The following is a 12,338-nucleotide window of genomic DNA, read 5'->3' as shown; positions in this document are numbered from 1 at the left end:
CGGGTTGTCGAACGCTCCCTTCCCCCGCTCCCTGAGGCTAGGCTGGTCAGGACCTGAGTTCATGGATCGCGTACGAACGCACGGTCCGCGACCGTTCGTGTCCGGGCGGTCGGGCGCCCCGAGGAGGAGCGAATGACAGCTGAACCGGTCGACCCGAGTCAGATGGCGGCTGAGTTGGCCGAGGCGTTGGCCGACCGCGGCCTGGTCCTGGTGAGCGCCGCGTATCTGGAGGAGTTGGAGGACACCGCTGACAGTGCGGTGATCAGCGCCCGCGCCGATGAGGAGACCGTCCCCTTCCAGGTCGAGGACTACGCGTGAGCCGCTACGCGATCGACATCAAGGCCTCGGCCCGCAAGGAGCTGCGCAAGCTCGACGGACCGGTGCGTAAACGCATCGTCGAGGCCGTAGCGAACCTTGCTGACAACCCGCGCCCGGACGGCTGCAAGAAGCTCACGGCCAGGGACGGCTACCGCATCCGTGTCGGCGACTACCGGGTGGTCTATACCGTCGATGACGGTCAGATCACCGTGGTCGTCGTCAAAGTCGGTGCCCGAGGTGACGTCTACGGCCGATGAGGGTCCGTACCACCAAACCGTCGTCGGAACCATCGGGATGGTCGTGGAACGCGCGCAGACCGTGACGCTCCCCGCCGTGTGCTTCGACGCCGTGGTGACATCCCTCAACGAGCCCGACCAGCCGATCGAGGAACTGACTTCAGCAGTACGCAGGTACCGCTCTGCGGTGAGAACGGTTTGACGGCGCCACCAGGGTTCGGTCCTGGCGACGCCCCGGCGGGCGCGACCCCTACTGGCGTTCGGCGGCCTTGACGGCCTCGACCGCCTTCAGGATGCGCTTGTCCGAGACCGGGTAGGCCGTGCGCAGCTCCTGCGCGAACAGGCTCACCCGGTACTCCTCCAGCATCCAGCGCAGCTCCGCCACGTCCGGGTCGGCCGCGCGGCCGGGCGGCAGGCTCCCGCGCAGCTTGGCCACGGCCTGGCGCATCTGCTCCACCTTGGACATGTTCACCTGGTCGCGGCGCGGGTTCTCCGGCAGCTTGTTCAGCCGGTACTCCACCCCGCGCAGGTAGCGGTGCAGGTCGTCCAGGCGGGCCAGGCCGGTGCGGGTCACGAACCCCTCGCCCACCAGGTCGCCGAGCTGGCCCTGCACGTCGTTGAGCGAGGGCAGCACGGCCAGGGACGTGGTTCCCTTGACCTTCTTGGACACCTTGCGCCACAGCACCAGGACGCGCGCGGACCTGTCCAGGATCTCGGCCAGGGTGTCGCCGAGGTCGGCGCGCACCCGGTCGGCGAGCTTGGCGAAGTCCTCGCCGTTCCACACCGGTCCGCCCTCGCGGGCGAGCAGGTGGTCGACGGCGGCCGCCTCGGCGTCGTCGAGCATCCTGCGGATCGAACCGTGCGGGTTGTCGGCCAGGGCCAGCTTGTCGGGGTTGTTGAGCCCCTTGCTCACCACGTTCGCCACGGACGGCACGGTGAGCAGCAGCAGTCGGCGGGTGCCCGCCCACATCGCGGCGCGCTGTTCGGGACGGGTGTCGAAGATGCGGATCGCGACGCTGTCGCCCTCGTCCACCAGCGCCGGATAGCCCTTGACCTTGGGCCCCAGCGCCTTGCGCTCCAGGGTCTGCTCCAGCGGGCCGAAGTCCCAGGAGGTCAGGCCCTTCTTCTCCACGCCCTTGGCCTCGGCCGAGATCGCCTCGCGCAGGCGCGGTTTGAGCTTGGCGCGCAGCTTCTCCAGGTCCTTGGACTCGGCCAGGGTCCGGCCCCGGTCGTCCACGGCCCGGAAGGTGATGCGCAGGTGGTCGGGCACCCGGTCCAGCTGGAAGTCGCCGGGGGCGATCCGCTCCCCCGCCATCCGGGTCAGCTCGGCGGCCAGCGCCGCAGTGAGCGGCCCCTCGTAGGGGACCAGCCCGGCCAGGGCGCGGGCGGCGTTGTCCGGGACGGGGACGAAGTTGCGGCGCAGCGGCTTGGGCAGCGAGCGGATGAGCGCGGTCACCAGTTCGTCGCGCAGACCCGGGATCTGCCAGTCGAACCCGGTGTCCTCCACCTGGTTGAGGAACTTCACCGGGACGCGCGCGGTGACGCCGTCGGAGTCGCTGCCCGGCTCGAACTGGTAGCTGAGCGGGAAGGTGAACTCGCCCTGGCGCCACACGTCCGGGTAGTCGTCCTCGCTGATCGCCCCCGCGCCCTCGTTGATGAGCTCCTCGCGGGTGAAGTCCAGCAGCTCGGGCTCGGTGCGGCGGGCCTTCTTCCACCAGGAGTCGAAGTGCGCGGCCGAGACCACCGAGTCCGGCAGGCGGGCGTCGTAGAACTGGAACAGCGTCTCGTCGTCCACGACGATGTCGCGGCGCCGGACGCGGTGTTCGAGGTCCTCCACCTCGTCCAGGAGCTTGCGGTTGTCGTGGAAGAAGTGGTGGCGGGTCTCCCAGTCGCCCTCGACCAGGGCGCGGCGGATGAACAGCTCCCGGGACAGCTCGGGGTCGATCTTTCCGTAGGAGACCTTGCGCTGCACGACGATGGGCACGCCGTAGAGGGTGACGCGCTCGAAGGCCATGACGGCGCCGCGCTTGCGCTCCCAGTGCGGCTCGCTGTAGCTGCGCTTGACGATGTCCCCGGCCAGCTCCTCGGCCCACTCGGGTTCGATCCGGGCCACCATGCGGCCCCAGAGCTTGGAGGTCTCCACCAGTTCGGCGACCATCACGTAGCGGGGCTGCTTCTTGAACAGCGCCGAACCGGGGAAGACGGCGAAGCGGGCGCCCCGTCCGCCCAGGTACTCGTGCTTCTCGGGGTCCTTGAGGCCCACATGCGACAGGAGTCCGGCCAGCAGGGACATGTGCACGCCGCGGGGGTCGGCGGCCTCCTCGCGGGGGTGCGGCACCTCCACGCCCATGGAGCGCAGGACCTGCCTGAGCTGGCCGTGGATGTCCTGCCACTCGCGTACGCGCAGGTAGTTGAGGTACTCATCGCGGCACAACCTGCGGAACTGGTTGCCCGACAGCTCCCGCTGCTTCTCGCGCAGGTGGTTCCACAGGTTGAGGTAGGCCAGGAAGTCCGACTCCTTGTCGGTGAACCTGGCGTGCGCCTGCTGGGCCTGCTGCTGCTTGTCCGTGGGCCGCTCGCGCGGGTCCTGGATGGACAGGGCGGCGGTGATGACCAGGACCTCGCCCAGGCAGTCGCGCTCCTCGGCCTCCAGGACCATCCGGCCCAGGCGGGGGTCGATGGGCAGCTGGGCCAGGCGGCGGCCCATCGGGGTGAGCCTGCGTTTGCCCCCGGACTCGTCGGGGTGCAGGGCGCCCAGCTCGTTGAGGAGGTTGACGCCGTCCTTGATCTGGCGGTGGTCGGGGCCGTCCACGAACGGGAAGGCCGCGACGTCGCCCAGCCCCAGGGCGGCCATCTGGAGGATGACCGAGGCCAGGTTGGTGCGCAGGATCTCGGGGTCGGTGTACTCGGGGCGGGAGAGGAAGTCCTCCTCCGAGTACAGCCGGATGCAGATGCCCTCCGAGACGCGGCCGCAGCGGCCCTTGCGCTGGTTGGCGGAGGCCTGGGAGACCGCCTCGATGGGCAGGCGCTGCACCTTGGTGCGGTGGGAGTAGCGGGAGATGCGCGCGGTGCCGGGGTCGATGACGTACTTGATGCCGGGGACGGTCAGGGAGGTCTCGGCGACGTTGGTGGCCAGGACGATGCGCCGTCCGCTGTGCGAGGACCACACGCGTCTCTGCTCGCTCGTGGACAGGCGCGCGTAGAGCGGCAGGATCTCGGTGCCCGGAAGCTTCCTCTTCTCCAGGGCCTCGGCGGTGTCGCGGATCTCGCGCTCGCCGCTGAGGAAGACCAGCACGTCGCCGGGGGCCTCGCGGCCGAGCTCGTCCACGGCGTCCAGGATGGCCTGGGTCTGGTCGCGGTCGGTGCCGCCGCCCGGGTTCCTCTCCTCGGGGTCGAGGATCTCCTCGGAGATGGGCCGGTAGCGGACCTCGACCGGGTAGGTGCGCCCGGAGACCTCGACGATGGGGGCGTCGTCGAAGTGGCGGGAGAAGCGCTCGGGGTCGATGGTGGCCGAGGTGATGACGACCTTGAGGTCGGGGCGCCGGGGCAGCAGCTGTTTGAGGTAGCCCAGCAGGAAGTCGACGTTGAGACTGCGCTCGTGGGCCTCGTCGATGATGAGCGTGTCGTACTGGCGCAGCATGCGGTCGTGCTGGATCTCGGCGAGCAGGATGCCGTCGGTCATCAGCTTGACCAGGGTGCTGTCGCTGGAGGAGTCGGTGAAGCGGACCTTGTAGCCGACCGTCTCGCCCAGCGGGGTGCCGATCTCCTCGGCGATGCGCTCGGCGACGGTACGGGCGGCCAGCCGCCGGGGCTGGGTGTGGCCGATGGTGCCCATGACGCCGCGCCCCAGCTCCAGGCAGATCTTGGGCAGCTGGGTGGTCTTGCCCGAGCCGGTCTCACCGGCGACGATGACGACCTGGTGGTCGCGGATGGCCTCGGCGATGTCGTCGCGCCGGGAGCTGACCGGCAGGGACTCGGGGTAGCTCAGCTCGGGCACGGACTCGCGGCGCAGGTTCACGCGCAGGAGCGCCTCGTCGACGTCCCCGGAGATCTGGGCGGCGACGGAGGCGCGGCGGCGCTCGTCGCCGATCTTGGCCAGGCCGTCGATACGCCGACGGAGCCGGTGGCGGTCCGAGGGCATGAGGTCGCGCAGCCGGGAACGCAGCGTGTCCGCGGCGGGCGCGGGCGTGGTGGTGCTCATCAGTAGTCAAGGGTAGGAGGGACGGCAACCGGTTTTCGCCGCCGGGTCCGCGCGGTGGGCGCGCGGTCGCGGGCGGGCGAAGGGTCGCCGCGGGCACGTACCGGCCAACGCCCGGCGGGCCCGTTCTGTTCCGGGGCGCGCGTGTCTCCCCCGCGGCGGTCCCGGGCCGGTCCGGACCCGGGACCCGGACCCGCCTCGTGTCCTCCCCTCCCGCCGCGGAGACCGCGTCCCGCGGCGGGAGGGGAGGGCTCAGCCGAGGTCCCTGACGCGGTCGCGCAGGCGACGCGCCATCGACCGGCCTCCGCGCGCGGGCTCGGGCCGGGCGAGGGCCTCTTCGACGGCCGCGGCCGTGGTCCCCGCGTGCTCCTCCATCATCGTCAGGTGGTCCCCGGGCACCTCGACCCGGCCGTGCGGGCGCGGCCACTCCCAGCCCAGGCCCAGTGCCGCGCCGTTGGAGCCGCGCACGGGGCTGGTCGGCCGGACCTGTGTGACCGGACACACCGGGGAGCCGGGCCTCCAGTCGGCGAACATCGCGAGGTAGGCGCCCATGGCGGTGACGCGGTCCGCGTCCAGGAACGCGAACTCGTCGGCCCGCTCGGTCACCGACTCCGTGACGATCGGGAGCACGCCGGGCTCGTCCGGTACCGGGGTGTCGAGCAGCACCAGGCCCTCGGGTGTGAGACCGCGCTCGTGCAGCTCCTCGGCGACGGCGTGCGCCAACCATCCTCCCGACGAACGGCCGACCAGGAAGAACGGCTGACCGGTCGCGGCCCGGAGCGCGGCGTCGGCCTGCGCGCGGACCAGCGCGAGCCGGTCGGCGGGAAGCGCCTCCCCGGCCAGGAAGCCGGGCGCGGGCAGGGCGTGGACGCGCCGCCGTCCCCGCCAGAAGGCGGCGAAGCGGGCGAACTCCTGCGCACCGGAGGTCATGACGAGGGAGGGGAAGCAGACCAGAGCGGGGGCCTCCCCTCCCGAGGAGAGCCTGGTCGGCGCCACGGGCCAGGCGTCCCCCGGGGCGAGGACGGGGCGTCCGCGCGCCGCGATCCGCGCGAGGGTGACCGCGTCCTCGGGGCGCCCGTCGCGGCACGCCTCCCGGAAGAGCTCGACGAGGTCACCGTGGGACGCGGGCGCCGCGGACGCGACGGGCTCGGCGACCGGGACGGTCCGCTCCGGGGCCTCCGGGTCCGGCCGGCCCTCGGGAGTCCCCGCGTGTCCCGTGCCCATCCGCCCGTCCAGGTAGGCGGACAGGGCCGCCGGGGTGCGGTGGTTGAAGACCAACCCGGCGGGAAGCCGCAGCCCCGTCGCCTCCTGGAGGTGGTTGCGCAGCTCGACGGCCGTGAGCGAGTCGAACCCCGATTCCAGGAAGTCCTGTTCGGGGTCGACGCGGTGACCGGAGGGGTGGCCGAGGATCCGCGCGGCCCGGGAGCCGATCAGCTCCTCCAGGAGCGCACGGCGTTCGGGCCCCTCCCCGGCCCCCCGCAGCAGGGCAGCGGTGTCGCGTGCCCGATCGCCCTCCGCGGGAGCCGACGGGCGTACCAGACCGCGCAGGAGCGCGGGGACGCCGTCCGCGGAGGAGGCCCGGGCCCGCAGCGCGGACAGGGCCATCGGCACCGGAAGCACGTGGGCCAGGCCGGTGTCCGCGGCGGCGTCCATGAGCGCACACCCCTCCTCGGCGCCGATCGCCTCCACTCCCCACATCCTGCTCATCCGGGCGTCGTCGGCGTCGCCGAGGTGGGCGGTCATCGCGCTCCGATCGGCCCACCTGCCCCAGGAGAGGGACTGCGCGGGCAGGCCGAGGGAGCGCCGGTGCCGGGCCAGGGCGTCCAGGAAGGAGTTGGCCGCCGCGTACCCCGCCTGCCCGGCCGAGCCGAGCACGCCCGCGGCCGAGGAGAACAGCACGAAGGCGTCGAGGTCGAGACCGGCGGTGGCCTCGTGCAGGTTCCACGCCCCGTCGACCTTGGGGGCCAGGACCCGCTCCAACGACTCGGGGGTGAGCCGCGTGACGGTGGCGTCGTCGACCACCCCGGCGGCGTGGACGACACCGGTGAGCGGGTGGCCGGCTGGGATGCCGTCCACCAGGGCGCGCACCTGGCCGGGGTCGGAGACGTCGCAGGCGGTGATCTCCACCCGTGCGCCGAGGGAGGCCAGCTCCGCGGCCAGGTCGGCCGCTCCGGGTGCCTGGCGCCCGCGCCGTCCGGTCAGGACGAGGCTGGTGACCCCGTGGCGGACCACCAGGTGGCGGGCGACCAGGGCGCCCAGCGTGCCGGTCCCTCCGGTGACCAGGACGGTGCCGCCGGGCCGGAAGCGCGCGGCCATGTCGAGCACGATCTTGCCGACGTTGCGTCCGTGCTGCATGAGCCGGAAGGCCTCGACCGCACGTTCGACGGGGTAACGGGTGACCGGGACGCCGGGCAGCTCGCCCTTCTCCAGCAGTGGCAGGATCGCGTTGAAGGCGCGCTGGACGCGCTCGGCGGGCAGGGTCGACAGGTCGACCGTCCGGTACCGGACGCCGCCGTGCTCGGACGCGATCCGCCCGGGGTCGCGGAGTTCGTTGTGCCCCAGTTCCACGAAGCTTCCGCCGGGGGTCATGAGCCGCAGGGAGGCGTCGATCGCCTCGCCCGTGAGCGAGTTGAGGACGACGTCGACGGGGCCGGCCGCGCGGAAACGCTCCTCGAAGTCGAGTCTCCGGGAGTGGGCGATGTGCTCGTCCGCGATCCCCGCCTCCCGCAGCACGTCCCACTTCTCGGGACTGGCGGTGGCCAGGACCCTGGCGCCCAGGTGCCGGGCCAGGTGGACGGCGGCCTGTCCCACCCCCCCGGCCGCGGAGTGGATCAGGACACGGTCCCCCGGCCCGAGTCCGGCCTCCTCCACCAGCGCGATGTGGACGGTCAGGTAGACGGCGGGCACGGCGGCGGCGAAGGCGTCGTCCCACCCCTCCGGCACGGGCGCCACGAACCCGCGCGGTGCGACGGCGACCGGAGCGAAGGCGCCGGGGAACAGGCCCATCACCCGGTCCCCCGGCGCGAGGTCGTGCACGTCCGGGCCGACCTCGATGACCGTGCCGGCCCCCTCGTGGCCGATGCTCACGGGCTCGGGGTGCATGCCCACGGTCATCAGCACGTCGCGGAAGTTGACGCCTGCGGCGCGGACGGCGACACGGACCTCCCCCGCCTCCAGGGGGCGCAGCTGCTCGGGGTACGGGACGAGGGCGAGCCCGTCCACCCGCCCCGGCTCGCGGGACTCCAGACGCCAGTCGGAGCGCCGCTGAGGCGGGACCAGTCCCTCGCCGTCCGTGCGGGCCTCGGCCAGACGGGGGGCGTACAGGCGACCGTCGCGCACGGCGACGCGCGGCTCCCCGGTGCGGACGGCGTCGGCGACGGTCCGGAGGTCGAACCGGTCGGTGTCCAACAGGAGGAATCGGCCGGGGTTCTCCGTCTCGGCGGAGGCGACCAGCCCCCACACCGCCGCTCCGGCCAGGTCCACGCGGTGCGCGGCGCCGGATCCGGCCTCCAGGGGGTCGACGGCCCCCGTGGTCACGACCACGATCCTGGCCGCGGCGAGGCGCTCGTCGTCCAGCCATGTCCGCACGGACTCCAGCACCCGGCGCAGCCCAGCTCTCGTGCGCCCGTCGGCAGGTCCCTCGCCGCCGCCCGCGGGGAGCAGGACGAGGCCGGGTGCGGACGCTCCCCGGTCGAGGGAGGCGACCAGCGCGTGCGCGTCGGGGTGGTGCCCGGCCCGGCCCTCCCCGAGGGCTCCGACCAGCGCCCACGTGTCCGGATGCGGAGGTTCCTCCGCCCGGCCCGGCGCCGTGAGCTCGTGCCACTCCTGCTGGAAGAGGGCGTTGGGCGCGGTGTCGGCGGCGGCCGGGGCCTCGCGGACGGTGAGGGCGTCGATGGACAGGACCGGGGCGCCGTCGGCGTCGGCGTAGACCACGGAGTAGGTGTCGGTGCCCGTCCGGGTGATCCGGACCCGCGTACGCGAGGGCGTCCGCGCCGAGTGGAGCCTGACACCGCTCCAGGAGAACGGCAGCCGGAGGGCCCGGCCCGATCCCTGCGCGAGGTCGTGCAGGAGGAGAGCGTGCAGTCCCGCGTCGGCCAGCGCGGGGTGCGGCCCCGCCATGGCTGTGGCGTCCCCGGGCAGGGGGTCGAGCTCGGTCTCGGCCCACACTCCGGAGGCGTCCGCCCACGCGGCGCGCAGGCCGCGGAAGGCCGGCCCGTAGTCGTAGCCGTGCGTGGAGAGGAACGCGTAGCCGTCCTCGGTCGGCACCGGTACGGCATCGGCGCCCGGGGCCGCCACGGGTGTCGCGGCGGACCCTCCGGAGGAGGGGGCGAGCTCCCCTTGGGCGTGCAGGGTCCACGAGTCTTCGCCCTGGGAGAGGGAGCGCACCCGGACGGCGCGTCGTCCCCCCTCTCCCGGGGCGTCCACGGTGATCTGCACCCGGGTCCCCCGGTCGGTCCCCCCGGGCAGCTCCATCGGGGCGAGGACGACGAGGTCGGCGATCTCGGGGCAGCCGCACTCGCGGCCCGCGTGCAGCAGCAGCTCCACCACCGCCGTACCGGGTACCAGGGCGCGGCCGCCGACCCGGTGCTCGGCGAGCCAGGGGTGGCCTGCGGTGTCGAGCACACCGGTGAGCAGGATTTGTCCGGTGTCGGCCACGGGGACGCGCGCGCCGAGGAGGGGGTGGCCGGACCGTTCCAGGCCCAGTTCAGCGGGGTCTCCGGAGGTGCGCGGCACGGACAGCCAGTAGCGCCGGCGCTGGAACGGGTAGGTGGGCAGTTCGACCGGCGGGGTGCCGTTCGCGCCGCCGAGCACCCGGCCCCAGTCGACGCCGACGCCTCGGCAGTGCGCCTCGGCCAGTGCCGTCCGGAACCGCAGGGGCCCGTCCTCACCGCGACGCAGGGTGGCGAGGACGGAGTGGTCGCCCTGTCCCCGCTCCTCCAGGGTCTGCTCGATCGCCAGGGTGAGCACCGGGTGCGGGCCCACCTCCACGAACGTCGCGCTCTGCCGCGCCAGGCGGTCGACCACCGGGGTGAACAGCACAGGGTGGCGCAGGTTCCGGTACCAGTAGTCGGCGTCGAGGGACGCGCCGTCCACGGGCTCCGTGTCCGGCAGCTCCCCGGGCGCCCACCCGGGCCCGGGGGCGACGGTGGAATGGAACGGAACCCTCCCCCGTGTCGGACGGACAGGGGCCAGGTCGGCGCGCAGCCTGTCGGCGACCCTCTCGACGTGGTCGGAGTGGGAGGCGTAGTCGACGTCGACACGGCGTACTCGCACTCCGTCCGCCTCGCAGGCGCGGACGAGTTCGGTCACCGCGTCCTCGTCCCCCGAGACCACGGTGGATCCGGGGCCGTTGACCGCGGCGACGGAGATCCGCCCCCGCCAGGGGGTGATCCGTTCGGCGGCCTCCGCCGGAGTGAGCGCCAGCGCCGCCATACCCCCGTGTCCGGCGATCTCCCTGAGCGCCAGGCTGCGGAGCGCGACGACGCGGGCGCCGTCCTCCAGGGTCAGGGCCCCCGCCACACAGGCAGCGGCGATCTCGCCCTGGGAGTGCCCGACCACGGCGGAGGGCTCCACCCCCGCGGCGCGCCACAGCCGGGCCAACGACACCATCACCGCCCACAGCACGGGCTGCACCACGTCCACGCGGGCGTCCTGCCCGGTCACCGCGGGCGCTCCGGGTGCGCCGCGCAGGACGGCGGTCAAGGACCAGTCCACGAACGGGGCCAGGGCCCGCTCACACTCGGCCACGGCCTCGGCGAAGGGGGGCGAGGACTCCAGCAGACCACGGGCCATCCCCTCCCACTGGCCTCCCTGGCCGGGGAAGACGAACACGGGCGCGGAGGCGCGCCCGGACCCGGGGGCCGTACCGGTGACCACGCCCTCCGTGCGGTCACCGGCGGCCAGCGCGTCCAACCGTTCCAGGAGCTGGTCGGTCCCGGAGCCGATCACCGCGGCGCGGTGCGCGAAGAGCGTCCGCGAGGAGCACAGGGACCGGGCGACCTCCGCGGCGCCCGACGGTCCGGGGAGTTCCCGCAGCCGGTCACGCAGGCGGGCCGCCTGTTCCCTGAGCGCCCGGGGGTCGCGAGCGGAGAGGGTCCAGACCGGCGGCCCGTCGACGACGCCGGGCTCGGGCCGTTCGGGTCCGGGACCGGCCTCATCCTCCGGCGCCCCCTCCGGTGCCTCTTCCAGGATCAGGTGGGCGTTGGTGCCGCTGATACCGAACGCCGACACCCCCGCTCTGCGCACGCGCTCTCCCCGGGGCCACGGCACCGGCTCCGACAGCACGCTGAGGCGGCCCGAGGACCAGTCCACCAGCGGCGAGGGCGTCCGGGAGTGCAGGGACGCGGGCAGGGCCTCGTGTTGGAGGGCCAGCACCATCTTCATGACCCCGACCACGCCCGCGGCCGCCTGGGTGTGGCCGATGTTGGACTTGACCGAGCCGAGGTGGACCGGCCGGGAGGACCGCCCCGCCCCGAACACCTCGGCCAGCGCCTCGGCCTCGATGGGATCGCCCAGCTCCGTACCGGTCCCGTGCCCCTCGACCGCGTCCACGTCGTCCGGGGCCAGTCCGGCGTCCGCGAGCGCCGCGCGCACCACCCGCACCTGTGCGGGTCCGCTGGGGGCTGTGAGGCCGTTGGACGCACCGTCCTGGTTGACCGCGCTGCCCCGGATGACGGCCAGTACCCGGCGCCCGTGGCGCCGGGCGTCCGACAGCCGCTCCAGCACCAGCGCGCCGGCGCCCTCGGCGAACCCCGCGCCGTCCGCGCCCTCACCGAACGACTTGCACCGGCCGTCAGCCGCCAGGCCGCCCTGCCTGGCGAACTCTGAGAACAGCGCGGGACCGGACATCACCGTCGCCCCGCCCGCCAGGGCCAGGGAGCACTCGCCCCTGCGCAGCGCCAGCACAGCCAGGTGCAGCGCCACCAAGGAGGACGAGCACGCGGTGTCCACGGTCAGCGCCGGCCCCGACAGGCCCAACGTGTACGCGACTCGGCCCGAGACCACGCTCGTGGCCGTCCCGGTGAGCAGATAGCCCTTCGCCTCCTCCGGGACGGGGAGCGCGCCCGAGGCCGAGGCTCCCGCGTAGTCGCTCACGCTGATGCCGGTGAACACCCCCGTCGGGGTCCCCGCCAGGGTGGCGGGATCGATCCCGGCTCGCTCGACCGCCTCCCACGACACCTCCAGCATCAGCCGCTGCTGGGGGTCCATCGCCGCGGCCTCGCGCGGGGAGATCCCGAAGAAGTCGGCGTCGAAACCGGACGCGTCCTCCAGGAACCCGCCCGACCGCGTACCCCCGGGGAGCGCGGCCAGGGCCTCGAGGTCCCACCCGCGGTCGGTCGGCATGCCGCCGATCACGTCCATGCCGCCGTCGAGCAGGCGCCACAGGGCTTCCGGGGCGTCGACGCCGCCGGGCGCCCGGCACCCCATCCCCACGATCGCGACGGGTTCGGACTCGCGTGCCCTCAGATCGCTCAGTTCGGAACGCGTACGGCGCAGGTCGGCGGTGACCCGTTTGAGGTAGTCGAGGAGTCGCGCGTCTTCCGACATGTGGTCTTGCCTCACAGGTTCGCGGCGTTCGCTCTTCG

Annotated in this window: 4 protein-coding genes; 2 read left to right on the top strand and 2 right to left on the bottom strand. The window is 73.7% G+C overall.

Annotated elements, in window-relative coordinates:
• Positions 1–132: 132 nt before the first annotated feature.
• Complete coding sequence (locus G011_RS0100385) at positions 133–318, top strand: hypothetical protein (protein WP_019606717.1); 186 nt, start codon at positions 133–135, stop codon at positions 316–318.
• Positions 315–575: a type II toxin-antitoxin system RelE/ParE family toxin gene (locus tag G011_RS0100380; protein WP_019606716.1), complete on the top strand. Its 261-nt coding sequence runs from the start codon at positions 315–317 to the stop codon at positions 573–575. The genes G011_RS0100385 and G011_RS0100380 overlap by 4 nt, the downstream gene beginning before the upstream one ends.
• A 229-nt stretch (positions 576–804) precedes the next feature.
• On the opposite strand, the gene hrpA is transcribed toward G011_RS0100380, so the two are convergent.
• Both hrpA and G011_RS0100365 read right to left on the bottom strand, forming a co-directional pair.
• On the bottom strand, positions 805–4,755 hold the full coding sequence (gene hrpA, locus G011_RS0100370) for an ATP-dependent RNA helicase HrpA (protein ID WP_019606714.1): 3,951 nt from the start codon (positions 4,753–4,755) through the stop codon (positions 805–807).
• Positions 4,756–5,004: 249 nt separating this feature from the next.
• The gene (locus G011_RS0100365) at positions 5,005–12,300 is read right to left on the bottom strand and encodes a type I polyketide synthase (RefSeq protein ID WP_019606713.1); all 7,296 of its coding nucleotides are present in this window, start codon (positions 12,298–12,300) and stop codon (positions 5,005–5,007) included.
• Between the last annotated feature and the right edge of the window lie 38 nt (positions 12,301–12,338).

It is taken from the genome of Nocardiopsis sp. CNS-639 (assembly GCF_000381685.1).
Taxonomy (GTDB): domain Bacteria; phylum Actinomycetota; class Actinomycetes; order Streptosporangiales; family Streptosporangiaceae; genus Nocardiopsis; species Nocardiopsis dassonvillei.
Note: the sequence above shows the minus strand (reverse complement) of the source record. Positions and strands in the feature narration are given on the sequence as shown.